This window comes from Vibrio sp. Y58_MX_L22 (genome assembly GCF_024181865.1).
GTDB classification, from domain to species: domain Bacteria; phylum Pseudomonadota; class Gammaproteobacteria; order Enterobacterales; family Vibrionaceae; genus Vibrio; species Vibrio alginolyticus.
This window is the reverse complement of record NZ_JAMZAN010000001.1, coordinates 602,811-628,067: the sequence shown is the minus strand read 5'-3', so window position 1 is coordinate 628,067 and position 25,257 is coordinate 602,811. Positions and strand designations below refer to the sequence as shown.

Genomic DNA, 25,257 nt, shown 5'->3' with positions numbered 1-25,257 from the left:
AATGAGTGAGATGACTCTCAATGCTGCAGAGCAACCAATCGATGAGCTGGTTGGCTGGGTTAAGCAGCACGATTTCTCGTTGAACCTGACCACAGAGCGATTGGCATTTTTGATAGCCATTGCCGTACTGAGTAATGAAAGGTTCGATGAAGAACTGGGTGAAGGTGAACTGCATGATGCATTTGCCATCGTCACTCGACTATTTGATGAGACCGGCGAAGCCTCCGCTTTTCGTGCGAACAATGCGATCAACGAGATGGTTAAGCAGCGTCTTATGAGCCGTTTTGTCAGTGAAATTACTGACGGAGCGAGCATTTACCGCTTGTCGCCATTAGCGATAGGAATAACCGACTACTACGTGCGTCATCGTGAGTTCTCAAAACTGCGTCTATCTATCCAGCTATCCATGGTAGCGGATGAAATGGCGAAAGCGATTGAGGCAGCACAAAAAGGTGGCACACCGGGTCACTGGAAGAAAAACGTATACGGTGTTTTAAAATATTCTGTAGGCGAAATTTTCGATCAAATTGACCTCAACCAACGTGTTATGGATGAGCAGCAACAGTCAGTGAAACAACAGATTGCTGACCTGCTTAACAAAGACTGGCGCGAAGCGATCAACAACTGTGAAGCACTTCTGTCAGAAACATCAAGCACGTTGCGTGAACTTCAAGATACGCTGCAAGCCGCCAGTGATGAACTGCAAACTCAGATCCTCGATATTCAAGAAATTGTTTACGGTGACCTTGAGCTGGAGTTTATCGAAGAAGCCTTGTTTGGTCTGCAAATGAAGCTGGACCGAATCACAAGCTGGGGCCAGCAAGCGATCGACCTTTGGATTGGTTACGACCGACACGTGCACAAGTTTATTCGTACTGCAATCGATATGGATAAGAACCGTGCGTTTAGCTCGCGTCTGCGTCAATCCGTCAAAGATTACTTCGATGCGCCTTGGTATCTGACTTATGCAGATGCGGAGAGGCTTTCTGACCTTCGTGATGAGGCCCTAGTACTGCGTGATGACGAGGTAACGGGTCAAGTTCCGATGGAAGTAGAATACGAAGAGTTTCAACAAGTCAATGATGAGCTGTCTGAACGAATTGGTGACATGCTAAAAGCGCATAAAGATCAAGGCACACCAATCGATTTGAGTGTGGTACTGCGAGATTACCTTGCACAGCACCCTTACACTCATCATTTTGATTTAGCTCGCATTATCGTCGATCAAGCTGTACGTCTAGGGTATTCAGAATCGGATTACCAAGCGATTCAACCAGACTGGAAAGCAATCAACGAATTTGGGGCAAAGGTACAAGCGAATGTCATCGACCGATACTAATGAATACATGTCAGAGAATCTGGCAAAAGCAATTTCTAACCCTCTGTTCCCAGCGCTAGACAGCATGCTTCGAGCAGGGCGTCATATCTCAAGTGAAGATCTAGACAACCACGCGTTGTTGTCGGATTTCGAACTTGAGCTTTCTTCTTTCTACCAACGCTACAACACCGAATTGGTGAAAGCGCCAGAAGGTTTCTTCTACCTTCGTCCACGTTCAACATCTCTGATTGGCCGTAGTGTTCTTTCTGAACTGGATATGCTGGTGGGTAAGGTACTGTGTTTCCTTTATCTAAGCCCAGAGCGTCTTGCGCACGAAGGCATCTTCACTAACCAAGAGCTGTACGACGAACTGCTTGCTCTAGCAGATGAAAATAAGCTGATGAAGCTAGTGACGAACCGTGCTACCGGTTCTGACCTTGATAAAGAAAAGCTGTTTGAAAAAGTACGTACGTCACTTCGTCGTCTGCGTCGCCTAGGCATGATCATCAACATCGGTGAAACCGGTAAATTCAGCATCAGTGAAGCGGTATTCCGCTTTGGTGCCGATGTACGTATTGGCGATGACATGCGTGAAGCGCAGCTGCGTCTGATCCGTGATGGTGAAGCAGTAGTGCACACCAAAGAGCCAAGCCAAGGCAGCTTATTGTCTGAAGAAGATCAAGACGACCAAGCCCAAGAAGAAACAACAGAAGAGGGTGAAGCATGAGCATGATTGAACGCGGTAAATACCAATCGCTGACCATGGTCAACTGGAACGGCTTCTTTGCCCGTACGTTTGACATCGATGGTCTGGTCACCACGCTATCAGGTGGTAACGGTGCAGGTAAATCAACCACAATGGCGGCGTTCATCACCGCATTGATTCCTGACCAAACGCTACTGCACTTCCGTAACACGACAGAAGCAGGCAGCAGCCAATCGTCTCGCGACAAAGGTTTGTACGGTAAGCTACAGCCGGGCGCATGTTATGCGGCGCTGGACGTGGTGAACTCACGTAACCAACGCCTATTGTTTGCAGTAAAACTGCAGCAAGTTGCGGGTCGTGATAAGAAAGTAGACATCAAACCGTTTGTTATCCAAGGTCTTCCAAGCCATGTGAAACCAACGGATATCTTGGTGGAAAGCGTATCGGCGACTCAAGCTCGTGTACGTCAAATCAATGAAGTAAAAGAATCGATCGCGGAATTTGAAGGCGTTCAGTTCAAAGCGTTCTCTTCTATCGTGGATTACCACGCACAAATGTTTGAATTCGGTGTGATTCCGAAGAAACTGCGTAACTCTGGTGACCGCTCTAAATTCTACCGCCTGATCGAAGCATCGCTTTACGGTGGTATTTCAAGTGCGATTACGCGCTCGCTACGTGACTACCTTTTGCCACAAAACGGCGGCGTGAAAAAAGCGTTCCAAGATATGGAATCGGCACTGCGTGAAAACCGCATGACGCTAGAAGCGATCAAAACTACGCAAGCAGACCGTGACTTGTTCAAACACTTGATCACAGAGTCGACTAACTACGTGGCAGCGGACTATATGCGCCATGCTAACGAGCGTCGTAAAAAACTAGAACAGACATTGTCTTTGCGTTCAGAGTTATTTGGTTCTCGCGAGACCTTGATTGAGCAAAACAATCTGCTTAATCGCGTTCAAGAAGAGCTGGTACTGCTGATCGAGTCAGAATCTTCTTTAGAGCAAGACTACCAAGCGGCTTCTGATCACTTGCAACTGGTGCAAAACGCGCTGCGTCAGCAAGAGAAGATCGAACGCTACCAAGAAGATCTTGAAGAGCTGAGCGAGCGTCTTGAAGAACAAATGATGGTAGTCGAAGAAGCGCAAGAACGCGTGATGATGGCTGAAGAGCAAGCTACCGTTGCAGAAGAAGAGGTGGATAGCCTTAAGACGCAACTTGCTGATTACCAGCAAGCTCTTGACGTTCAGCAAACTCGCGCCCTTCAATATCAACAAGCAGTTCAAGCGCTGGAGAAAGCGAAGCAACTACTTGGCGATGACAGCCTAACGGCGGAATCGGCTCAAGCGCTTGTCTCTGAGCTTAAGAACAAAGAGTCAGAAAGCACCAATGCGTTGCTATCGGTTAAGCACAAACTGGACATGTCTTCTGCAGCGGCAGAGCAGTTTGAAACCGCGCTTAAACTGGTACAAAGCATTGTTGGTCAAGTTGAGCGCAAAGACGCGTCTGAACATGCGAAAACCGCAATTGCGAAAGCGCGTGAGTCACAACAAATCGCACAAAACGAACAGCAATGGCGAGCACAACACCGTGATCTCGAACGCAGCCTTAACCAGCAGCGTCAAGCACGTGAACTGGTTGCTGAATACAAAAAGCAATATCACGTTGAACTAACCGATGAGGTTACGTTTGAACAAGAACGTGAACGTCATGCGACGCAAATCGAATCACTAGAGATAGCTCAAGAAGAAGTTCGTGATCAGCGTGGTGAACAGCGCCGTCTAGAGCAAAACGCGGTGGCAGAAATCAGTAAGCTTGAAGCAATAGCACCAGCTTGGATTGCGGCGAACGATGCGCTAGAGAAACTGAGAGAGCAGAGCGGTGAAGAGCTTGAGGATCGCCATGCGGTAATGAACCACATGCAAGTTGTCCTTGAACAAGAAAGGGAGCTGTCTTTAGCTAAAGATAAGCTTGCTGAGCGCCGTAGCCAGCTAGACTCTGAGATTGAGCGTCTTGCTTCTCCTGGTGGTTCAAATGACCCTCGCCTGAAAGGTTTAGCAGATACGCTGGGCGGTGTATTGCTGTCTGAGATCTACGATGACATCACGATTGATGACGCGCCTTACTTCAGTGCGATGTACGGTCCGGCTCGTCACGCTATAGTTGTTTCTGACTTGTCAGGCATCGAAGAAAAACTGGTAGAGCTAGACGACTGTCCAGAAGACTTGTACATCATTGAAGGTGACATCGATGCCTTTGATGACAGCTCGTTCGATGCAGAAGAGTTAGAGGGCGCGGTTTGCGTTCGTATGAACGATCGCCAAATGCGTTACTCTCGCTTGCCTGAGATCCCATTGTTTGGCCGCGCGGCACGTGAGCAGCGTCTAGAGTTGCTGCGTAACGAACGAGAAGAAGTGGTAGAGAAACACGCAAAAGCGGCGTTTGATTCTCAGAAAATGCAGCGCTTGTACCAAGCGTTTAACTTATTTGTGTCTAACCACATTCAGGTTGCTTTTGACGCCGATCCAGAACAAGCACTGGCAACTATTCGTGATAAGCGTAACCAAATTGCTCGCGTGCTGGCGGATCTGGATGCGAAAGAGCAACAACAACGTTCTCAGCTTCAAACCAGCAAGCAAGCGTTGTCTTCTCTGGACAAGCTAGCGTCACACATGGTGCTTGTTGAAGATGAGTCATTGCAAGCGCGTTTTGATGAGCTAGAAGAGAAAATCGCTCAGCTGGCAGAGGCGAAGAACTTCTTAAGCAACCATGCAAAAGCCGTCGGGCAATTAGAGAATATTGCGTCTGCGCTTGATGCTGACCCCGAGCAATTCGATGCACTAGAAGCAGAATACAAAGCGGCAGACGAGCAGCTACAAGATCTTAAGAAGCAAATCTTTGCACTTTCAGATCTCGTTGAACGCCGCCACTACTTCGCTTACTCTGATTCAGTAGACCTACTGAACAAGAGCAGCGAACTGAGTGAGCAGCTAAAAGCAAAACTGGTTCAAGCTGAACAAATGCGTACACGCTCTCGTGAAGAGTTGAAACAGTCGCAAGGCCAAATGAACCAATACAACCAAGTATTGGCTTCTCTGAAGAGTTCACACCAAGCGAAACTGGAAACGGTTCAAGAGTTCAAACAAGAACTTCAAGAGTTTGGCGTGAACGCTGACGAAGGTGCAGAAGAGCGCGCAATGCGTCGTCGTGACGAATTGCACGAGCGTCTACACACGTCTCGCAGCCGTAAGAGCGAATACGAGCGCACGATCACCTCTACTGAACTAGAGATGAAAGGCTTGGCAAAACGTCTGAAGAAAGTTCAGAAAGAATACGTTGAGCTGCGTACGTTCGTGGTTGCTGCGAAAGCCGGCTGGTGTTCAGTGCTTCGTCTGGCGCGTGAGAACGATGTTGAGCGTCGTCTACACAAGCGTGAACTGGCTTACATGTCAGCGGATGAACTGCGTTCGATGTCGGATAAATCACTGGGTGCGCTGCGTCTAGCGGTTGCGAACAATGACGACCTGCGTGATGCACTCCGTTTGTCTGAAGACAACGCTCGTCCAGAGCGTAAAGTTCTGTTCTATATTGCTGTATACCAACACCTTCGTGAGCGTATTCGTCAGGATATCATCCGTACTGATGACCCAGTTGAAGCAATCGAAGAGATGGAAGTCGAGCTGGCGCGTCTAACGGAAGAGCTAACGCAACGTGAAAACCGTCTAGCGATCAGCTCTGAGTCGGTAGCGAGCATCATCAAGAAGACGATTCAGCGTGAGCAAAACCGTATTCGTATGCTGAACCAAGGCTTGTCGAACATTTCGTTTGGCCAGGTGAAAGGCGTACGTCTAAACGTGAAGATCCGCGAAAGTCACGAAGTGCTACTGAACGGTCTAGCGACACAGCAAGAGCAGCACAAAGACCTGTTTGAATCGACTCGCTTTACTTTCTCCGAAGCAATGGCGAAGCTGTTCCAACGTGTGAACCCACATATCGATATGGGTCAACGTTCTCCTCAGGTTCTGGGTGAAGAGCTACTGGATTACCGTAACTACCTAGAGCTAAGTGTAGAAGTGAACCGTGGTACAGATGGTTGGCTACAGGCTGAGTCTGGCGCACTATCAACAGGTGAAGCGATCGGTACCGGTCAGTCAATCCTATTGATGGTAGTACAAAGCTGGGAAGAAGAGTCTCGTCGTCTACGCAGCAAAGACATTGTGCCTTGTCGTTTGCTCTTCTTGGATGAAGCAGCGCGTCTGGATGCGAAATCGATCGCGACATTGTTCGAATTGTGTGACCGTCTGGATATGCAGCTTCTTATCGCGGCACCAGAAAACATCAGCCCAGAGAAAGGTACGACCTACAAACTGGTGCGTAAGGTGTTTAAAGACCACGAACACGTACACGTGGTTGGCTTGCGTGGTTTTGGTCAAACGGATAAGCCTAAGACTGAAGCGCAAGAGATGATTGAAGAGTTTGAATCGTAAACTGCGAATCTAACAAAACGCCCGCATGAACGCGGGCGTTTTTGTATCTGTTTGCGAGGTAGGCTTCGAACTACATAAGATAAGCCGAGACTGTAGGACGGCAGTCTCGGCTTATTAGCGGAACTTAATGAGGAAGCGACGTTTATTCCTCTGGAATATCGTCCCTGACTTCGATCATTTCAGCAAGCTCTTCAAGTGCTTGGACAGAAAGCTCAGACAAGCGCTGTAGGTGTTGGTCTAAGCTCTCTTGTTCTTCAAGCTCTGGTTCATCATTATTTGTTTCTTTTATTAGCATTTCCCAACCTCTCAAGTTGAGTAAGGGGAGCTCTCATCATACTCAAAAGGCAAAGTAGAACAGAAACGATCTATGTTGATTTTGTTAGCTCGATCATTGATTCAACTTATATATGAGAAGGATGTGTTTAATAAGGAGAGCAAGTGCAAGGTTTTTGGATGCGGGAACAAAAACGCCAGTAATCATGACAATTACTGGCGAGTAATAACGAACATTATGTCGGAGGGTTAGAACAACGGCTTCACACCGAACTGCTCTGCCGCGTAAGCGACGCGTTCAATCGGTTTTGGATACTCAGCAGGTGTGCCAAGGCTCTCTATGTGTTTCAAACGAGGAAGCAAGCCTGCACCATTAGCGATTTGGATTGCCAGACCAGGGCGAGCGTTAAGCTCTAAAACCATAGGTCCTTCATCTTTATCCAGCACCATATCCGTACCCATGTATCCCAAACCTGTCATTTCCCAGGCACTTGACGCAAGCTCCAGCAAGCGCTCCCAATGCGGTACTTGAAGGGTCGAAAGGTCTTTACCTGTATCAGGGTGATGAGTCACTGGATGATCGAACTGCACCGCTCTGACGGCTTTACCTGTCGCGATGTCAATGCCTACTCCTACCGCACCTTGGTGAAGGTTTGCTTTGCCGTCGGAAGCCGCTGTAGAGCAGCGCATCATCGCCATAACTGGATAACCTTTAAATACGATGATCCGAACATCTGGTACGCCTTCATAACTGAAGCCATCAAAACAGTCATCAAACTTGATTAAGTTTTCAACCACAGCAACGTCATTTTTACCACCAAGAGAGAAAAGGCCAGCAAGCGCATTACTAATGTGACGCTCGACCTCATCCCTACCAATTGTAGAGCCGGAGGGTTTGGTATATACCCCGTTTTTATGAGACGTAACAACCAGAATGCCTTTACCGCCACTACCTTGTGCAGGTTTGATTACAAAACCAGGCCAGTTCTCAACCATTTTGTGGATAGTCTTAACTTCAGCTTGGTTATGAATGACACCGATCAGGGCAGGAACTGTTGCTCCTGCTGCCTGTGCAATAATTTTGGTCTTTAGCTTGTCATCGACAAGTGGGTATTTAGAACGATCATTGTAACGGCCAATATAGCTGTGGTTACGCTTGTTCATCCCCATAATGCCTTTATGGCGAAGCTTAGACGGCGAAGTAAAACTTTCGAACATCGTTTAGTCCTCCGCTAGTGGTTTGAAGCGTCGTAGCTCAGTGAGGCGGTAACCTGTGTAAGTACCTAGTAATAGAATACCGGCCAGAACAATCAACTGTAGACCAATGAAGTTAAAGGTTAAGTGTTGAATGTATGAGTTCGTCATTGCAAGGTAAACTAATACCGCTGTCAGCAATGAACCACCACCTTGCAGAGCAACTTCCTTCGCACCTTCTTCTTCCCATAGGATTGACATACGTTCAATCGTCCAAGACAAGATGATCATAGGGAAGAAGGTAATTGTTAGGCCTTCCGTTAAGCCCATCTTAAATGCAACAACGGTGAACACCGAGATGATCATGATAACGGTAATAATGACCGCAGATATCCTTGCTACCAGCAATAAGTTCAACCTAGACAAATAGCTTCGAATAATCAGGCCTGTACCTACAATTAGCAAGAAACCGACAATACCAGTTAATAGTTGAGTTTGAACAAAAGCAACGGCAATCAACACCGGCATGAAGGTACCGGATGTTTTCAGGCCGATAATCACACGCAAGAACACAACGATCAGAGCACCAATAGGGATGAGCATGATGGTTTTGAACATCGCTTGCTCTTCCAAAGGTAAGCTATGAATTGAAATATTCAGTAATCCATCTGCTTCTATTTTGTTGTTTGTAGCTTGTTGTGGTGTCATTTCTTGCTTAATCATCGAGAAATGCACTTGGCTATTTTTACCACCAACAAGGTCAAGTAAGGATACGTTTGATTCATCCCACACTAACAAGTTGGGTTTCACTGCTTTTTGTTCGGATTTTGGTGAAAACAGTACCCAATCTTTACCTGACCAAACCTGAACCATTGGTTGAATTGTTTGGCGTCGACGACCATCCTCTAGTTCGATAACACCGACGGTTTTGCTCTGTATACCTGCGGTAAGCAAAATATTATGCAGTGCATCAGTACGGCTGAAATCGTTCAGTAGTAGCGACGAGTTTTGGCTATCTGGGTCATTAAGCGCTTTGATAAGCTCACGAGTAAACGTCACATTATCGGCTGAGCGACTCATCGCACGTTCGATAAGGGCATTTGCCGCTGCTGCTTGTGGTGCTGATAGCGTTGGTGGCGTAATGTCTTCCGTTGGCGGTAAAGGAGTGACTTTAGCCTGAGGGTCTACTAAGAACTGGGCTTTGTAGTATATGGTTTGTGGCCCTTGAGCTTGGCGAATTGACCATTCTGCACGACGGCCTGAATCGTCATTGATGTAGGAAACGCCATAACCTGATGAGGAAGCAGATTCACCAATAAGTGTGTAACCACTTTGCGTATGCGGTGCTGCAAGTGACGCTTTTACTTCGTTGCCGTTAGCATTGAACTCAATACGAGCTTCTACATCCCACACCTGGCGAGTTTCGCCTGGCGTCCAAGGCACGCCGTAGTTTTCATGCCTGAAAACACTCAGAGCAATGCCCGCAATCACCAATAAGATGATAGAAAGGTAAAACGGTATTTTTGACGTCATAATCTACCTTATTATTTTTTATCTTCGTCCGTTTGGATATAGGTACGACTTACATCGACAAGTGCTATGTCGCGCATAAATTCTCTACCCAGTAAAATAGGATGGTTCATATGTGAGCGATCTGCCAACGTAAATTGCGCTTTTTCATGAATTTTTCCAACGCGCACCCAAAGTTCTACCACAGCGCGGCGTTCTAACTCTTCACTGGTAACCTGGCGGATTTTGACGTAGCGAATGACAGGTGCTTCGATCCAAGTACTTTTCTCTTCTTCGGATTTACTGGTGTCTGCTAAGTGGAATCGGACCCATTTTTTGCCATTTCTTTCGAACTCTTCAATATCAACGGCATTTAAAGACGACGTCGCAGCACCAGTGTCGATACGTGCATCAAAAGTTTGCTTAATCGACTCTACCGTGACCTTTTCGATAGAGCCAAGGACAATATCGTGAGTTGGGGTTGGTTCCACAGGAGCGGGAGATTGGACAATAATCGGCTCTTTCGGTTTTTTTACTTCTGCCATTGCTTCATCGCGAAATGTAAGAAGTTCAACCTGTAGTTTATCGACTTGTTCTTCAAGGCTGTCGATATAGTCCGATTGGTTGCTGAGCTGTAGCTCTAGGTTGGTAATGCGATTATTGACATTCGCTTCTGAATTTTGAATCGCCGCTAACGTTTCTTGGTGGTACTGTTCGCCTTTGGTTAGTGAGCATCCAGATAGTAAGGCGATGGCAACAATCGGGGTCAATCGTAATAACATTGAAAACCTTGGGATTGGATTAAGTTGTTTATTTTTTAGGAGTTTAGCTTATATCGATAAAGCCTCACAAGTAAGAATGTTTCTCTATTACTTATTGTTTGAGGAATAGTGATGAAAAGCCAAAAATCAAGGACATAAAAGCGCATCCTTATTTAGAGCGTGCTTATATTTTGACGTGAAAAATGGATTCAAAAAACAAACTCGCTCATTACGAGGAAAGAGGGTAATGTCTTAACTCGTAAAATGAGTTAAGACAATGTCAGGAATCTCAGCGAATTATGATTTGCGAGCGACAAGAACCGCGCGGCGAGGGGCAGGGTAGCCTTCTACAGTCTTGCTTGGGTCGTTCGGATCTAAGTAGTCAGGTAGAGAGTTATGCGTCATCCAATCTGTGGTACGTTGTTCATCTACGGATGTGATGTTTTCATCAACGATACGAACATCTTCAAAACCGACCAATTCTAACCACACTTTTAGGGCTTTTGCTGAAGGGAAGAAATAGACATTACGCATTTGCGCGTAACGAGAAGTCGGGACCAATACTGCATTCTCATCACCTTCAATCACGAGTGTTTCCAATACGAGTTCACCACCAGATACCAATTGATCTTTTAGTTGCACTAAATGATCGAGAGGCGAGCGGCGATGGTAAAGCACGCCCATGCTGAATACCGTATCGAACGCTTCTAACTTAGGTAGTTGTTCAATGCCCAATGGCAGTAGGTGTGCACGTTGGTCATCGCCCATTAGTTTACGAATTGCTTCGAACTGAATCAGGAACAGGTGAGATGGATCGATACCGACAGTTAAGCGTGCACCTTCGCCTAGCATGCGCCACATGTGGTAGCCGTTACCACAACCTACATCGAGTACGCTGCGATTCTTTAATGGTGAAATATGCGGAAGCACGCGGTCCCATTTCCAATCACTGCGCCACTCAGTATCAATATGGATGCCGTGTACGTGGTATGGGCCTTTGCGCCAAGGATGGAATGTACGAAGTAAGCTTTCTAGCTTTTTAAGTTCCCCTTGAGGCATCGGCTCATTGTTTGAAATCGTGACAGAATCAACAATGTCGATGTTGTCCGGTCTACCCGCTGGGATTTTGTTCAGGGCTTTCAACCAGCGACCAAAGTCACCGTGCTCTGCATTTTGCCAATCCGTTAGCTGTTGTGGAAGCACATTAAGCCAAGGTTGAAGACGGGTGTCTTGGGCAATCAATTGGTAGAAATTTGCAAAGTTAAACATAGTTAGTTAATCGCTGAGTTGATGGGTATAAATTATTAACAAAAGCCGAAATCGGTATGGTTCAGGCTTTGTATGCATGGTCTATTTAATCGCGAACATGGAGCCGAAGTTAAAGCATTGGAACCAAACATCGTAGCTAGAAAAGCCAATTTTAGCGAAACGCTCTTTATGCTCTTTCTTTGAATCTGGGCGCATTACATTTTCTATCGCGCTGCGCTTTTGGCTGATTTCTAGTTCGCTATAACCATTCGCACGTTTAAAGTCGTGGTGAAGGTCAATTAATAGTTCGTTCGACACTTCATCTTCGAAGACGAATTTCTCAGATAGAATCAAAATGCCGCCCGGACGAAGGCCAGCGTAAATTTTTTCGAGCAAGGAGTAACGATCTTCTGGAGAGAGGAATTGCAAAGTGAAGTTCAACACCACCACTGACGCGTTTTCAATTTCGATATTGCGAATGTCTGCTTCTACTACATCCACAGGAGTGTCACTGCGGTAAGCGTTGACGTGAAGTTTACAACGCTCAACCATCGCAGGAGAGTTGTCCACTGCGATGATTTGGCAACCTTCTTGTTTGATATGGCGACGCATAGACAATGTTGCAGCACCCAAAGAACAGCCAAGGTCATAGATGTTTGAGTGAGGTTTTACAAAACGCTCTGCCAGCATACCGATTGCAGAAATAATATTGCTGTAACCCGGTACCGATCGTTGAATCATGTCAGGAAATACTTCCGCTACGCGTTCATCGAACGTGAAATCCCCAATTTTATCGATTGGAGCCGAAAAAATAGTATCTGGATTGCTCTTAGGGTTCATAACTAAGTCTCTGCATACAAGCCGCCTGAAAATGTCAGGCACCAAAAAAGGCGCGTATTTTATGGGAATTTCGCGCCTCTGTCATGTGTTGCGTTAGAACATCTGTAACTGCGAGTTGCCATCGTCAGCAGGGAAAGGTGCTAACTCAGGGAGCGTGATACGCTTTTGTATGTCTTTATATAGGTTTGCGGCCAACTCTGGCGCAATTAAATTGTCTGCGGTATGGATCATGACATATGGCTGTTTACCTTCGGCAATCCATTGTGGCAACTTGTTGAGCCATGGTTTAAAAAACTCGTAATTTTGCTGTTCTTCTGGATGACCAATAAAGCGAATCAAAGGGTGTGAAGCGGTAGCAATGGCGTGAACAGGTACTCGTGGTTTTTTCATTTGTGCATCAATAATCGCCTCATTGTCGGGCTTAGCGGCAAAGACTGGGCGGCTATCCATAATAATGCGGTCAATATTATTCTCTACTAACCATTGGTTAAGTGCTCGCTCTTCTTCGCCTTTGGAGAAAAATGCCATATGGCGAACCTCAACACCGAGAGGGAAGTTAGGTGGAAAGCTCGCACAGAACTTTTTCAGTCGAACAAGGTGTTCAGGACCAAATGCGGCTGGCAATTGAATTGTCCATTGGCCCACACGGTCATGCAAAGGCTCCATGACTTTCATGAAGTCTCTCAGTTGTTCGCTGCAACCTCTTAGCATTTGCTCATGAGTGATGGCTTTAGGAAGTTTGAAAGTAAAGCGAAAATCATCGTGGGTTGCGGCTCTCCAGTTTTGCACTGTATTGAGCGTCGGTGTGGCATAAAATGTCGTGTTGCCTTCCACGGTATGAAACACTTGCGCATACCTTTCTAAACGTTCAGCGGGCTTTGTCCCGCTGCCGTAAAAACTTTGTTGCCATTGATTGTGCGACCACATCGTCAATCCAAGTCGAAGAGGTAAGTTATCCATTATTCTTTACTGCTTGCTACTCGTGTGAATACTTTACGAGAGTTTTGCTGAAATAGGTAATTTCACGCTATAATCCTCCCCAATTTTTTCGCTTTGGTGCGCTTTTGAACATTTGTTGTACTAAAAAGCACCAGTGAATGATAAAACACACGTAATTGTATGTTGAGTAGTCGATTTTCGTGGACATTCAGCGTATAACTGAATCTTTACTCTGCTTAGCAATGAGGCTGACAGAGCGTAGTTAACAACATTTGAGAGATTGGGAATTTCATTATGCGTACCCATTACTGTGGTCACCTGAACAAGTCCCTTGCAGGACAAACTGTAGAACTTTGCGGCTGGGTTAACCGTCGTCGTGATTTAGGCGGTCTTATTTTTATTGATATGCGAGATCGCGAAGGTATCGTTCAGGTAGTTGTTGATCCAGATATGGCGGATGCGTATGAAGTGGCGAACACACTTCGTAATGAATTCTGTATCAAACTAACGGGTGAAGTGCGCGTTCGCCCAGAGAGCCAAGCAAACAAAGACATGGCAACAGGTGAAGTCGAGATCCTTGCGAAAGGTCTTGAAATCATCAACCGTTCTGATGTTCTGCCTCTAGACTTCAACCAAAAGAACTCTGAAGAGCAGCGCCTGAAGTACCGTTACCTAGATCTACGTCGTCCAGAAATGAGCGACCGCATCAAGCTACGAGCTAAAGCGTCTAGCTTTGTTCGTCGTTTCCTAGATGACAACGGTTTCCTAGACATCGAAACACCAGTCCTAACAAAAGCGACTCCAGAAGGCGCTCGTGACTACCTAGTACCTAGCCGTGTTCACAAAGGCAGCTTCTACGCGCTTCCTCAGTCTCCACAGCTATTCAAACAACTTCTAATGATGTCTGGTTTTGACCGTTACTACCAAATCGTTAAGTGTTTCCGTGATGAAGACTTGCGTGCTGACCGTCAACCAGAATTCACTCAGATCGATATCGAAACGTCATTCATGACGGCTGACCAAGTTCGTGCAACGACTGAGAAAATGGTTCGTGAAATGTGGCAAGAGCTACTAAACGTTGACCTAGGTGAATTCCCAGTAATGCCGTTCAGCGAAGCGATTCGTCGTTTCGGTTCTGACAAGCCAGACCTACGTAACCCACTGGAACTAGTAGACGTTGCTGACCTAGTGAAAGACGTTGAGTTCAAAGTATTCTCAGGTCCAGCAAACGATGAAAAAGGCCGCGTTGCCGTTATTCGCGTTCCAGGTGGTGCATCTTTGACTCGTAAGCAAATTGATGGCTACGGTGAATTCGTTGGCATCTACGGTGCGAAAGGTCTAGCTTGGATGAAGGTTAATGACCGTGCAGCGGGCATGGAAGGTATCCAATCTCCAGTCGCTAAGTTCCTAAATGAAGACGTGATCAACGGCATTCTAGATCGTACTCAAGCGGAATCTGGTGACATTATTCTATTTGGCGCTGATAAAGCGGGTATCGTTGCAGAAGCAATGGGTGCGCTACGTTTGAAACTAGGTAAAGACCTAGAGCTAACGGATGAGTCTGCATGGGCTCCACTATGGGTTGTGGACTTCCCAATGTTCGAAGAAGATGACGAAGGCAACCTACACGCGATGCACCACCCATTCACATCGCCTCTAGGTGTGACTGCAGAAGAGCTAAAAGCAAACCCTGCTGCGGCAAATTCTAACGCTTACGATATGGTTCTAAATGGCTACGAAGTGGGCGGCGGCTCTGTTCGTATCCACAACGCAGATATGCAAGAAGCCGTATTTGATATTCTAGGCATTACACCTGAAGAGCAACAGCTTAAGTTCGGCTTCCTGCTTGATGCGCTGAAATTCGGTACGCCTCCACATGCTGGTCTTGCATTTGGTCTAGACCGTCTAGTAATGCTGCTATGTGGCACAGAGAACATCCGTGATGTTATCGCGTTCCCTAAAACAACAGCAGCGGCGTGTCTACTAACAGACGCACCAAGTATTGCGAACCCAGCAGCGCTAGAAGAGCTAGCAATCGCAGTAACTGCAGCGAAAGAAAAAGACGCAGAATAAGCGCACAACATTTGAAGAAAACTCCCGCAACTGCGGGAGTTTTTGTTTAAATAAACCCAAGAAACTTCCAAAGCAATTTCCCAAGCAACGCTTTTAGAACATGTTTTGTTATTAAGCGTCAAAATACATTAAAAGGTGAATTATGGCTGGTCATAGTAAATGGGCGAATATTCGTCACCGTAAAGCAGCGCAAGATGCGAAGCGCGGCAAAATCTTTACTAAATTAATACGTGAAATCGTTGTTGCGGCAAAAGAGGGGGGCGGTGAGCCAGAAAATAACCCACGTTTGCGAGCAGCAATTGATAAAGCACTGTCTAACAACATGACACGTGACACTGTCAACCGCGCTGTCAGCCGAGGTGCTGGTGGTGAAGGCGACGACAACATGGAAACCGTGATCTATGAAGGTTATGGTCCAGGTGGTACGGCGGTCATGGTCGAATGTATGACGGATAACCGAAATCGTACGGTATCTGGCGTACGTCATGCATTCTCAAAGTCAGGCGGTAATCTGGGGACGGATGGTAGCGTCAACTATCTTTTCGACAAGAAAGGCGTGATTTCATATGGCCCAGGTTTAGATGAAGATGGGGTAATGGAAGTAGCATTAGAAAGTGGTGCTGATGACATTGAAACGGCAGAAGATGGCTCGATTGATGTCTACACGGCCCCAGGCGATTTTGGACTCGTAAAAGATGCTCTTGATGCCGCAGGGTTTGAGGCAGAGAACGCTGAGGTGTCGCTGATCCCATCTACGAAAGCAGATTTGGACGCGGATACTGCGCCAAAACTACTTCGTTTGATTGACGCTTTGGAAGATCTGGACGACGTTCAAGAGGTTTATCACAATGGTGATATCTCTGACGACGTTGCGGCTACGCTAGATTAAACTCAAGGTGTCGGGAGCGGTATTTGCTCCGAAGTTAGCAAGTAATAATAAAAAGACTGAGGCCGAATTAGGCCTCATTTTTAGGAACATTCATGTCAATTATTTTGGGCATTGACCCAGGTTCGCGCATTACCGGCTATGGGGTCATTCGTCAAAATGGACGCCACTTGCAATACCTTGGTAGTGGCTGCATTCGTACTTCAGAAAAAGAACTTCCGGGTCGGCTTAAACAGATTTATGCAGGCGTCACGGAAATCATTACCCAGTTTCAACCGGACGTTTTCGCGATCGAGCAAGTGTTTATGGCCAAAAACGCGGATTCAGCGCTAAAACTTGGCCAAGCTCGTGGCAGTGCAATTGTTGCTGCGGTGAATGCGGAGTTGCCGGTATTTGAATACGCGGCTCGTCTTATTAAGCAAGCTGTCGTCGGCACTGGTGGCGCGGACAAAGCGCAAGTTCAGCATATGGTTCAGCAGATGCTTAAATTGCCCGCCAAGCCTCAAGCGGATGCAGCCGATGCTTTAGGTGTGGCGATTTGTCATGCCAATACTAACAAGACTCTCGTTGCATTAGCGGGCAAAGCAACCAGTGCCAGAAAAGGGCGCTACCGTTAAAATTAACTGGATGTCTATCCAGTTCTTTATTATCCTGTCGCAAATTCATTTCCAAAGAGTATTTATAGTGATTGGACGTCTTCGTGGCATACTGATTGAAAAGCAACCACCTGAAGTATTAATTGAAGTTAATGGCATTGGCTATGAAGTCCAGATGCCAATGAGCTGTTTTTACGAACTGCCAAATGTTGGCGAAGAAGCCATTATTTATACTCACTTTGTTGTCCGTGAAGATGCGCAATTGCTATACGGTTTCAACACGGTAAAAGAACGAGCACTTTTCCGTGAAGTGATCAAAGCCAATGGCGTTGGTCCTAAACTCGGTCTTGGAATTCTCTCTGGTATGACAGCAACGCAATTCGTTACTTGTGTGGAACATGAAGACGTTTCTACGCTGGTTAAGCTTCCAGGCGTTGGCAAGAAAACCGCAGAGCGATTGGTTGTTGAAATGAAAGACCGCTTGAAAGGGTGGGGCGCTGGCGATCTATTTACACCATTTACGGATGCTGCTCCTGCGGATTCTAGTGCGACATCCAACAACGCGGAAGAAGAAGCAATCAGTGCGCTTCTAGCTCTAGGTTACAAGCCGACTCAAGCGTCGAAAGTGGTATCTCAGATCGCTAAACCGGACATGAGCAGTGAGCAAATGATCCGTGAAGCTCTAAAATCAATGGTGTAACGCTGGTTGCACAGTGAACATTTGTTCAAGATAACTCATTCTCTAAGGTTAATGCCAATCGCTTAACGATGTTTTTTGTGTCATTCCAGCGAGCCTGGCGAGACTGGGAATCTAATAGCAGCACGCTGAGCGGTTAATGAAACAATTTGACCATAAATCGCTCGGATAGAAGATCCTGTATCACGCTCCTTCGTCGCTGTACAGGATGACGAGATATAGAAATATGCCACTTGCTGTTAAACGAGCGGCATTATTCTCTCAGGTAACCATTTTTCAAGGTAAAAAGATGATTGAAGCCGATCGTTTAATCGCGCCAGAAAACCCTGCCTTTCGTGATGAAGATGTCATTGATCGTGCTATTCGGCCAAAAAAATTAGCGGATTACCAAGGTCAGGACCATGTCCGTGACCAAATGGAGATCTTCATTAAAGCTGCTCAGTTACGTAGCGAAGCACTTGATCACCTTTTGATTTTTGGTCCCCCAGGTTTGGGTAAAACCACACTTGCGAACATCGTTGCCAATGAAATGGAAGTGAACATTCGCACTACTTCAGGCCCTGTACTTGAGAAAGCAGGCGATTTGGCCGCGCTGTTAACCAACCTCGAAGAAAACGATGTGTTGTTCATCGATGAGATTCACCGCTTGAGCCCGATGGTTGAAGAGGTGCTGTATCCGGCGATGGAAGATTATCAACTGGATATTATGATCGGTGAAGGTCCGGCCGCTCGTTCTATTAAGATCGATTTACCACCATTTACGTTAATTGGTGCGACGACCCGAGCGGGCTCTTTAACGTCACCATTGCGCGACCGCTTTGGTATTACTCAGCGCCTTGAGTTTTATAAGATAAAAGACCTCCAAGATATCGTGCAGCGAAGCGCGGATTGTTTAGGTTTATCAATGGAACCTGAAGGTGCATTGGAAGTGGCAAGACGTGCGCGTGGCACACCACGTATTGCTAACCGTTTGCTACGTCGTGTTCGTGATTATGCGGAAGTAAAAGGCAATGGTCACATTTGTGCCGATGTTGCCGATAAGGCGTTGAATATGCTTGATGTGGACGCCGAAGGCTTCGATTACATGGACCGTAAGCTACTACTCGCGATTATGGAAAAATTTGGTGGTGGTCCGGTCGGGCTCGACAACATGGCAGCGGCGATAGGTGAAGAAAAGGACACTATTGAAGACGTTCTTGAACCTTATCTTATTCAGCAAGGTTATTTACAACGCACTCCGCGTGGAAGAATCGCGACAGATCGTGCGTATTTGCATTTCGGAATTGAAAAATAAGATTCCCTCGCTGGGCCGTTGTTGCCCAGCGCTTCATTAAAGTTGACCAAACTCACATTTTTTGAATTTTTTCTCATACTGGTTTAGTAAGTAAAAAGCATTGATTGTTAACTCGATGTTTGCTTGCAACGGGTTGATTTCTCTCCTGATTACTCTCTCTTAACATCCGTATCCAATACTGGTTGATCTAGATCAATGTGATGGATTTTTGTGCAAATTCCGCGCATAAACATTGATGTATATCAAAGCGCGTTACGGCTATAAACCTTTTGAAACAATCTGTTTTTACAAGTAATATTAGCCCCAGCTATATTAGCTGATGCTTAACAATTAACTAACCAATGAAGCACATTTTTGCAACAATGAGTTGTGATAATTCAACATTTTTCAAGTGTAAATAACACCTGAATATGGATTGCAATATGTAGAGAGTGTCATTCAGCCGACACATAGGAGTTACCATGATTGACGTAGTTGATCTATCGCGGTTGCAGTTTGCACTGACAGCGATGTATCACTTCCTATTCGTACCATTGACCCTTGGTATGGCCTTCCTTCTGGCCATTATGGAATCGATGTACGTAATGACGAACAAGCAAATCTATAAGGACATGACCAAGTTCTGGGGTAAGCTATTCGGTATTAACTTTGCACTTGGTGTGGCGACAGGCCTTACCATGGAGTTCCAGTTTGGTACGAACTGGTCTTACTACTCCCACTATGTAGGTGATATCTTCGGTGCACCGCTAGCGATCGAAGCACTTGTCGCATTCTTCCTGGAGTCAACTTTTGTTGGTCTATTCTTCTTCGGGTGGGATCGTCTATCTAAACGCCAACACTTAGCGGTTACCTGGCTTGTGGCACTAGGCTCTAACTTCTCTGCTCTTTGGATTCTTATCGCAAACGGCTGGATGCAAAACCCAGTAGGCGCAGATTTCAACTTCGAAACCATGCGAATGGAAATGGTGAGCTTCTCTGAGGTTGTACTAAACCCAGTTGCTCAGGTTAAGTTCGTGCATACGGTTGCTTCTGGTTACACTTGTGGCGCAATGTTTATTCTAGGCATCAGTTCATACTACCTATTAAAAGGTCGTGACATTGCGTTTGCTCGTCGTTCGTTTGCTATTGCTGCTTCTTTCGGTATTGCAGCTATCTTATCTACCATCGTTCTTGGTGACGAATCTGGCTACGAGCTTGGTGAAGTTCAAAAAGTGAAACTCGCTGCAATTGAAGCAGAGTGGCACACTGAACCTGCACCTGCCGCATTTACGTTATTTGGTGTTCCTAACCAGGAAACGATGCATACCGATTACGCAATTAAGATCCCTTACGTAATGGGTATTATCGCGACACGCTCTTTTGATGAGCAAGTAACAGGTCTTCGTGATTTACGTGATGAACACGTCGATCGTATTCGTGACGGCATGTACGCTTATGAACTTCTAGAGAAGCTTCGTGCGGGCGACAAGTCAGAAGAAAACATGACTGCGTTTGATGAAGTGAAAGGTGACCTAGGTTACGGTCTACTTCTAAAGCGCTACACAGACAATGTTGTTGATGCAACAGAAGAGCAAATCCAAGCTGCTGCGGACGACTCAATCCCAACAGTATGGCCGCTATTCTGGTCATTCCGTATCATGGTTGCTTGTGGCTTCATCATGTTGTTTGTCTTTGGTGCGGCGTTTATCCAAACGTGTCGTCAGAAGATTGAACAGAAACAATGGATTCTAAAAGCTGCACTATTTAGCATTCCACTACCTTGGATTGCAATTGAAGCGGGTTGGTTCGTCGCTGAGTACGGCCGTCAGCCTTGGGCTGTAGGTGAAATTCTACCAGTGCATGTTGCAGCTTCTGCGCTAACTGCAGGTGAAATCTGGACTTCACTCTTCGCAATTCTGGCGCTATACACGGTATTCCTGATTGCAGAAGTTTACCTAATGTTGAAATTCGCTCGTAAAGGCCCAAGTAGCCTGAAAACGGGTCGCTACCACTTCGAGCAAAATGCTGACTCTGTTGAAGACAAAGTTAGTCGCCAAGTAGAAGCGTAAGGTAAGGAGATAACAAAATGTTTGATTACGAAATCTTGCGACTCATCTGGTGGGTACTAATCGGTGTTCTACTAGTTGGTTTTGCAGTAACAGACGGCTTCGATATGGGTGTAGGCGCGCTTGTACCTATTATCGGTAAAAACGACACGCAACGCCGTGTCATGATTAACTCAATTGCTCCTCACTGGGATGGTAACCAAGTTTGGCTTATCACTGCTGGTGGTGCACTGTTCGCAGCTTGGCCTTTGGTTTACGCAACGTCATTTTCAGGCTTTTACTTAGCGATGATTTTGACACTAGCAGCGCTATGGCTTCGTCCTCTTGGCCTAGACTACCGCTCTAAAATCGAAGATCCAAAATGGCGCAATAGCTGGGATATCTGTATCTCAATCAGTGGTTTTGTTCCGCCAATCATCTTTGGTGTAGCGTTTGGCAACCTTCTACAAGGTGTACCATTCCAATTGAGTGAGTTCTTGATGCCAACATACCATGGCTCATTCTTTGGTCTACTAAACCCATTTGCACTGTTGTGTGGTCTAGTAAGCTTGTTCATGATTTTGATGCAAGGTTCTACTTGGCTACAAATGAAAACAACAGGCGAAGTGCATGTGCGTGCGCGCAACGTTGCTCAGTTGGCTGGTTTACTGACGGTTGCTGCGTTTGTAGCGGCTGGTTTCTGGATCCAAAATATCGATGGCTACGTCATTGTTGGCGGTATCGACACTAACGCAGCTTCTAACCCTTTAAACAAAGAGGTTATCCGTGAAGCTGGTGCGTGGATGAAGAATTTTGAAAACTACCCATTACTATGGGCTGCTCCTGTACTAGGTGTTGCAATGCCGCTTCTCGCTGTATTGGCATCTCGTCTTGAAAAATGTGCGATTTCGTTCATTACTTCAAGCTTGGGTGTTGCTGGTGTTATCTTTACTGCAGGTTTTGCGATGTTCCCATTCATCATGCCTTCAGACTTAATGCCAAGCCACAGCTTAACAATGTGGGATGCAACGTCATCTGAGCTGACTCTGAACCTAATGACAGGCGTTGCGTTTGTTATGGTGCCAATCATCCTTGGCTACACATCTTGGACTTACTACAAGATGTTTGGTCGCCTTGATGACCAGTACATTGAAGACAACAAAAACTCACTTTACTAAGGAGCATTTACTATGTGGTATTTCGCATGGATTCTAGGTGTACTACTTGCTTGTGCATTCGGTATCATCAACGCTCTTTGGCTAGAGCACTCAGAAATGATGGATAAAGACAGTGAGTAACCTCGCTGATAAGGTAGCGAAACTTCACGCACCAATGGATAAGACTCTGCTACGAGTCTTATCTCTCATCCTTGGCTTTATGCACGTAGGATTGGTGATGTGGGACCCTGAAGCTTACCATCAAGCAATTGGTGGTTTTAACTCAATCACCGCACCAGCACTGATTTGGTCTGTATGTTCAAGCATGGTGTATGGGGTGGGCTTCAAGCCAAGAAACTGGTACTGGCAAGTTTTGTTTAGTCCTTATTTCTCGTTAGCTATCTTAATTTATCTAACGGCACTTTATTTCATTTAGGCTGAAATATGCTGTAATAAAGTCGGTTACTAAATCATCGAATAAAAGCTAGGTATCTCGCCTAGCTTTTATTTTTTCTACAAATTTCAAAAATATTTCCTTAGCTCGGTACCAATTGCTGTCGCTTCAGTTATAGTAATTACTTTAAAGAATTGAATATATTGGTACTCCCTTGCAAGGCACATCAAATCTCTTTCACTGGCCGATCACCGTGTACTATGAAGACACTGATGCGGGCGGTGTTGTATATCATTCTAATTATCTAAAATTCTTTGAGCGCGCACGGACAGAGATGTTACGTGCTAAAGGCATTTCTCAACATGTGTTACTGGAACAAAATATCGGCTTTGTTGTCCGACACATGGATATCGATTTCAACCAAGGCGCTAGGCTGGACGAGCATCTGACAGTCGTAACCCGAGTGTCAGAAATAAAACGTGCTTCTCTGCAATTCTGTCAAGAGTTGGTCAATGATCAAGGCAAGATATTGTGCAAGGCCTCGGTTAAGGTAGCATGTATCGATAATAAGAAAATGAAACCAATAGCTATTCCAACCTTTATAAATTCGGAGCTAACAAATAGTGACTGCTGATATTTCCATTTTAGATCTCTTTCTTCAGGCCAGTCTGTTGGTAAAGCTTGTGATGCTGACGTTGCTTGGTATGTCAATTGTGTCATGGGCAATGATCATCAAGCGCAGCAAAGTGCTTTCTCAAGCGTCAAAAAATGCAGAGCAGTTTGAAGACAAATTTTGGTCGGGTACTGATCTTTCTCAGCTTTACCAAAAAGTAAAAGCGCGTAAAGACGAAATTGAAGGCACAGAAGAAATCTTCTACGCAGGTTTTACAGAGTTTGCTCGCCTACGTAAGAGCAACGCAAATTCACCAGCTTACATCATGGAAGGCACTGGCCGCGCAATGCGCGTTGCTGTTTCTCGTGAAGTAGATGAGCTAGAAACAAGCTTACCGTTTTTGGCAACAGTCGGTTCTATAAGCCCTTATATCGGCCTATTTGGTACCGTTTGGGGCATCATGCACGCCTTTATTGCGCTGGGTGAAGTAAAGCAAGCTACGCTGTCTATGGTTGCACCGGGTATCGCGGAGGCACTTATCGCGACAGCGATGGGTCTATTTGCGGCTATTCCGGCAGTAATGGCGTACAACCGCCTAAGCAATAAAGTGAGTAAACTAGAGCACACTTACGCAACATTTTCTGAAGAATTCCACAGCATCCTTCATCGTCAAGCGATGGCTGGCCGAGACAGCGCGGATAAGGAATAAAGCATGGCGGGTTATCAACCTAAAAAGCGAAAAATGACAGCGGAGATCAACGTTGTTCCGTATATCGACGTAATGCTCGTACTGTTGATCATTTTTATGGCGACCGCTCCATTTGTGACTCAAGGCGTCGACGTTGATCTTCCGAAAACATCGACCGCAGAATCTATGCAAGACCTTGCTGGTGAGACTGACAGTAGCTTTATTATCATCGAAATTGATAGCGAGGGTAATTTAGGCCTAAGCGTAAATGATGAAGAAGTTCAGCGAGGTTTGTCGTTGCAAGATGTTATTGTGCGAGTGAAAGCGGAGCGAGAGGTTAAGCCAGATTCACCAGTTGCGGTAGGTGGCGACGCGGCAACACCATATGCCGATGTTGTTCTATTGCTGGATGAACTAAGTCGAGCTGGTATCCCTAAGGTAGGTCTAATGACCGATATCAGGGAATAGACATCAATTATCTATGAAAGATCACAAGAAGAAACCCAACCAATACGCCAAACCGATAGCAATATCGGTTGGTTTGCATGCAATTCTAGTTGCAGCCCTGCTTTGGGGGACGGACTTCAACATGTCTAAACCAGAGCCTACAGGGCAAATGGTTCAAGCTGTTGTCATCGATCCAAAACTTGTGCAGCAACAAGCGAAAGAAATTCGCCAGCAACGCGAAAAGGCAGCGAAAAAAGAACAAGAGCGTCTTGATAAACTGAGACGCGAAGCAGAGCAGCTAGAAAAAAACCGCAAAGCTGAAGAAGAGCAAATTCGCAAGTTGAAAGAGCAGCAAGCGAAAGATGCTCAAGCGGCGCGAGAAGCAGAAGCTGCACGTAAGAAAAAAGAGCAAGAGCGCAAGCAGGAAGAAGAACGTGTTCGCAAAGAAAAAGAGCGAGCTGCTAAGCTAGAAAAAGAGCGCAAGGAAAAAGAAGAAGCCGTGCGTAAAGCTGAGCAGGAGCGTTTAGCAAAAGAAGCGGCTATAGCAAAAGCTGAGCAAGAACGTTTGGCTCGTGAAAAAGCAGCAAAAGAAGCGGAAGAAAAAGCACGTCGTGAGCGTGAAGCTGCTGAAAAAGCTGAACAAGAGCGCATTGCAAAAGAGAAAGCGGCAAAAGAGGCAGCGGAGCGAGAGCGTAAAGCGAGAGAAGCAGCTGAGCGTGCCGAGCGTGAGCGTAAAGCTCAAGAAGCCGCGTTAGATGATATTTTTGCGGGTCTCGAGAGTGAGTCAGAACAGAATCAGCAAGCGAAAAATCAACATGTGCAATCTGAAGTTGACCGCTATGGTGCAATTTACAAACAATTGATAGAGAGTCGTATCATTAAGGACGATTATCTTGTGGGAAAGTCGTGCAGGCTTAATGTGAAGCTAGTTCCAACTGGGACTGATGGTATTGTGAGTAATGTTACTGTGTTAAACGGTGACTCTCGTCTTTGTAGTGCAGCCAAAAGTGCAGTAGCCCAAGTTGGCAACTTTCCGATGCCTAAAGATAGAGATGTTATTGATAAAGTTAGAGATATCAACTTAACCGTTGAATACTAGAATAAGGAATAAGA

General features: G+C 45.9%; 23 protein-coding genes. 16 read left to right on the top strand and 7 right to left on the bottom strand.

What is annotated here, in order from left to right; genetic code table 11:
• Position 1: 1 nt before the first annotated feature.
• The 3 genes from mukF to mukB are packed head-to-tail and all read left to right on the top strand — an operon-like array spanning position 2 to position 6,511.
• A complete protein-coding gene (gene mukF, locus NL626_RS02675) occupies positions 2-1,339 on the top strand; it encodes a chromosome partition protein MukF (protein ID WP_253656963.1) in 1,338 nt (445 codons plus the stop codon).
• Positions 1,320-2,045, top strand: a complete 726-nt coding sequence (gene mukE / locus NL626_RS02670) for a chromosome partition protein MukE (protein ID WP_005378379.1) — start codon at positions 1,320-1,322, stop codon at positions 2,043-2,045. Before mukF ends, mukE begins: the two co-directional genes overlap by 20 nt.
• 2 nt (positions 2,046-2,047) lie before the next feature.
• Complete coding sequence (gene mukB, locus NL626_RS02665) at positions 2,048-6,511, top strand: chromosome partition protein MukB (protein WP_253657048.1); 4,464 nt, start codon at positions 2,048-2,050, stop codon at positions 6,509-6,511.
• Between the two features lie 142 nt (positions 6,512-6,653).
• Here the strand turns inward: mukB and NL626_RS02660 are convergent, their stop codons facing one another.
• From NL626_RS02660 to NL626_RS02630, 7 genes are all read right to left on the bottom strand, one after another.
• On the bottom strand, positions 6,654-6,806 hold the full coding sequence (locus NL626_RS02660; protein ID WP_005378381.1) for a hypothetical protein: 153 nt from the start codon (positions 6,804-6,806) through the stop codon (positions 6,654-6,656).
• Between the two features lie 227 nt (positions 6,807-7,033).
• Positions 7,034-8,002 (bottom strand): alpha-L-glutamate ligase-like protein, encoded by a 969-nt coding sequence (locus NL626_RS02655; protein WP_005378387.1) that lies wholly within the window; start codon positions 8,000-8,002, stop codon positions 7,034-7,036.
• Positions 8,003-8,005: 3 nt separating this feature from the next.
• A complete protein-coding gene (locus tag NL626_RS02650) occupies positions 8,006-9,511 on the bottom strand; it encodes an inactive transglutaminase family protein (RefSeq protein WP_005378389.1) in 1,506 nt (501 codons plus the stop codon).
• An 11-nt stretch (positions 9,512-9,522) separates the two neighbouring features.
• Positions 9,523-10,269 carry an ATP-dependent zinc protease gene (locus NL626_RS02645; RefSeq protein WP_005378391.1) on the bottom strand — a complete coding sequence of 249 codons (747 nt, stop codon included), beginning with the start codon at positions 10,267-10,269 and terminating at the stop codon, positions 9,523-9,525.
• 276 nt (positions 10,270-10,545) lie between these two features.
• Positions 10,546-11,517 carry a tRNA 5-methoxyuridine(34)/uridine 5-oxyacetic acid(34) synthase CmoB gene (gene cmoB / locus NL626_RS02640; RefSeq protein ID WP_005387902.1) on the bottom strand — a complete coding sequence of 324 codons (972 nt, stop codon included), beginning with the start codon at positions 11,515-11,517 and terminating at the stop codon, positions 10,546-10,548.
• Positions 11,518-11,598: 81 nt separating this feature from the next.
• Positions 11,599-12,336: a carboxy-S-adenosyl-L-methionine synthase CmoA gene (cmoA, locus tag NL626_RS02635; protein WP_017635063.1), complete on the bottom strand. Its 738-nt coding sequence runs from the start codon at positions 12,334-12,336 to the stop codon at positions 11,599-11,601.
• Positions 12,337-12,429: 93 nt separating this feature from the next.
• The gene (locus NL626_RS02630) at positions 12,430-13,296 is read right to left on the bottom strand and encodes a DUF72 domain-containing protein (RefSeq protein ID WP_239945357.1); all 867 of its coding nucleotides are present in this window, start codon (positions 13,294-13,296) and stop codon (positions 12,430-12,432) included.
• A 273-nt stretch (positions 13,297-13,569) separates the two neighbouring features.
• Between NL626_RS02630 and aspS the strand changes: the two genes are divergently transcribed.
• The 13 genes from aspS to tolA all read left to right on the top strand — a co-directional run bounded on the left by aspS (position 13,570) and on the right by tolA (position 25,243).
• Positions 13,570-15,348 carry an aspartate--tRNA ligase gene (gene aspS / locus NL626_RS02625; protein ID WP_005378401.1) on the top strand — a complete coding sequence of 593 codons (1,779 nt, stop codon included), beginning with the start codon at positions 13,570-13,572 and terminating at the stop codon, positions 15,346-15,348.
• 142 nt (positions 15,349-15,490) lie between these two features.
• A complete protein-coding gene (locus NL626_RS02620) occupies positions 15,491-16,237 on the top strand; it encodes a YebC/PmpR family DNA-binding transcriptional regulator (RefSeq protein ID WP_017635061.1) in 747 nt (248 codons plus the stop codon).
• Positions 16,238-16,329: 92 nt separating this feature from the next.
• The gene (ruvC, locus tag NL626_RS02615) at positions 16,330-16,851 is read left to right on the top strand and encodes a crossover junction endodeoxyribonuclease RuvC (RefSeq protein ID WP_005387909.1); all 522 of its coding nucleotides are present in this window, start codon (positions 16,330-16,332) and stop codon (positions 16,849-16,851) included.
• Positions 16,852-16,918: 67 nt separating this feature from the next.
• Positions 16,919-17,530, top strand: coding sequence for a Holliday junction branch migration protein RuvA (ruvA, locus tag NL626_RS02610; RefSeq protein WP_017820041.1), 612 nt, complete (start codon positions 16,919-16,921; stop codon positions 17,528-17,530).
• Between the two features lie 286 nt (positions 17,531-17,816).
• Positions 17,817-18,821, top strand: a complete 1,005-nt coding sequence (gene ruvB, locus NL626_RS02605; protein ID WP_005378312.1) for a Holliday junction branch migration DNA helicase RuvB — start codon at positions 17,817-17,819, stop codon at positions 18,819-18,821.
• A 461-nt stretch (positions 18,822-19,282) separates the two neighbouring features.
• Positions 19,283-20,869 carry a cytochrome ubiquinol oxidase subunit I gene (gene cydA / locus NL626_RS02600; protein ID WP_005378311.1) on the top strand — a complete coding sequence of 529 codons (1,587 nt, stop codon included), beginning with the start codon at positions 19,283-19,285 and terminating at the stop codon, positions 20,867-20,869.
• A gap of 17 nt (positions 20,870-20,886) precedes the next feature.
• The gene (gene cydB / locus NL626_RS02595) at positions 20,887-22,023 is read left to right on the top strand and encodes a cytochrome d ubiquinol oxidase subunit II (RefSeq protein ID WP_005387923.1); all 1,137 of its coding nucleotides are present in this window, start codon (positions 20,887-20,889) and stop codon (positions 22,021-22,023) included.
• 12 nt (positions 22,024-22,035) lie between these two features.
• Positions 22,036-22,143, top strand: a complete 108-nt coding sequence (cydX, locus tag NL626_RS02590) for a cytochrome bd-I oxidase subunit CydX (protein WP_000270284.1) — start codon at positions 22,036-22,038, stop codon at positions 22,141-22,143.
• Positions 22,136-22,438: a cyd operon protein YbgE gene (gene ybgE, locus NL626_RS02585; protein WP_025766908.1), complete on the top strand. Its 303-nt coding sequence runs from the start codon at positions 22,136-22,138 to the stop codon at positions 22,436-22,438. Before cydX ends, ybgE begins: the two co-directional genes overlap by 8 nt.
• Before the next feature lie 172 nt (positions 22,439-22,610).
• The gene (gene ybgC, locus NL626_RS02580) at positions 22,611-23,030 is read left to right on the top strand and encodes a tol-pal system-associated acyl-CoA thioesterase (protein ID WP_017820044.1); all 420 of its coding nucleotides are present in this window, start codon (positions 22,611-22,613) and stop codon (positions 23,028-23,030) included.
• Positions 23,020-23,718 carry a protein TolQ gene (tolQ, locus tag NL626_RS02575; protein ID WP_005378301.1) on the top strand — a complete coding sequence of 233 codons (699 nt, stop codon included), beginning with the start codon at positions 23,020-23,022 and terminating at the stop codon, positions 23,716-23,718. The genes ybgC and tolQ overlap by 11 nt, the downstream gene beginning before the upstream one ends.
• A gap of 3 nt (positions 23,719-23,721) precedes the next feature.
• Positions 23,722-24,165 carry an ExbD/TolR family protein gene (locus NL626_RS02570; protein WP_005378298.1) on the top strand — a complete coding sequence of 148 codons (444 nt, stop codon included), beginning with the start codon at positions 23,722-23,724 and terminating at the stop codon, positions 24,163-24,165.
• Between the two features lie 13 nt (positions 24,166-24,178).
• The gene (gene tolA / locus NL626_RS02565) at positions 24,179-25,243 is read left to right on the top strand and encodes a cell envelope integrity protein TolA (protein ID WP_005378296.1); all 1,065 of its coding nucleotides are present in this window, start codon (positions 24,179-24,181) and stop codon (positions 25,241-25,243) included.
• Positions 25,244-25,257 lie beyond the last annotated feature (14 nt).

What these genes read in the sequence shown, in the direction of transcription:
- aspS (WP_005378401.1), top strand. Translation starts at nt 13,570, where the DNA reads ATGCGTACCCATTACTGTGGTCACCTGAACAAGTCCCTTGCAGGACAA.
- ruvC (WP_005387909.1), top strand. Translation starts at nt 16,330, where the DNA reads ATGTCAATTATTTTGGGCATTGACCCAGGTTCGCGCATTACCGGCTAT.
- NL626_RS02645 (WP_005378391.1), bottom strand. Translation starts at nt 10,269, where the DNA reads ATGTTATTACGATTGACCCCGATTGTTGCCATCGCCTTACTATCTGGA.
- mukE (WP_005378379.1), top strand. Translation starts at nt 1,320, where the DNA reads ATGTCATCGACCGATACTAATGAATACATGTCAGAGAATCTGGCAAAA.
- NL626_RS02620 (WP_017635061.1), top strand. Translation starts at nt 15,491, where the DNA reads ATGGCTGGTCATAGTAAATGGGCGAATATTCGTCACCGTAAAGCAGCG.
- NL626_RS02570 (WP_005378298.1), top strand. Translation starts at nt 23,722, where the DNA reads ATGGCGGGTTATCAACCTAAAAAGCGAAAAATGACAGCGGAGATCAAC.
- mukF (WP_253656963.1), top strand. Translation starts at nt 2, where the DNA reads ATGAGTGAGATGACTCTCAATGCTGCAGAGCAACCAATCGATGAGCTG.
- cmoB (WP_005387902.1), bottom strand. Translation starts at nt 11,517, where the DNA reads ATGTTTAACTTTGCAAATTTCTACCAATTGATTGCCCAAGACACCCGT.
- ruvB (WP_005378312.1), top strand. Translation starts at nt 17,817, where the DNA reads ATGATTGAAGCCGATCGTTTAATCGCGCCAGAAAACCCTGCCTTTCGT.
- NL626_RS02650 (WP_005378389.1), bottom strand. Translation starts at nt 9,511, where the DNA reads ATGACGTCAAAAATACCGTTTTACCTTTCTATCATCTTATTGGTGATT.
- NL626_RS02660 (WP_005378381.1), bottom strand. Translation starts at nt 6,806, where the DNA reads ATGCTAATAAAAGAAACAAATAATGATGAACCAGAGCTTGAAGAACAA.
- NL626_RS02655 (WP_005378387.1), bottom strand. Translation starts at nt 8,002, where the DNA reads ATGTTCGAAAGTTTTACTTCGCCGTCTAAGCTTCGCCATAAAGGCATT.
- cydX (WP_000270284.1), top strand. Translation starts at nt 22,036, where the DNA reads ATGTGGTATTTCGCATGGATTCTAGGTGTACTACTTGCTTGTGCATTC.
- cydA (WP_005378311.1), top strand. Translation starts at nt 19,283, where the DNA reads ATGATTGACGTAGTTGATCTATCGCGGTTGCAGTTTGCACTGACAGCG.
- tolA (WP_005378296.1), top strand. Translation starts at nt 24,179, where the DNA reads ATGAAAGATCACAAGAAGAAACCCAACCAATACGCCAAACCGATAGCA.
- mukB (WP_253657048.1), top strand. Translation starts at nt 2,048, where the DNA reads ATGATTGAACGCGGTAAATACCAATCGCTGACCATGGTCAACTGGAAC.
- cmoA (WP_017635063.1), bottom strand. Translation starts at nt 12,336, where the DNA reads ATGAACCCTAAGAGCAATCCAGATACTATTTTTTCGGCTCCAATCGAT.
- cydB (WP_005387923.1), top strand. Translation starts at nt 20,887, where the DNA reads ATGTTTGATTACGAAATCTTGCGACTCATCTGGTGGGTACTAATCGGT.
- NL626_RS02630 (WP_239945357.1), bottom strand. Translation starts at nt 13,296, where the DNA reads ATGGATAACTTACCTCTTCGACTTGGATTGACGATGTGGTCGCACAAT.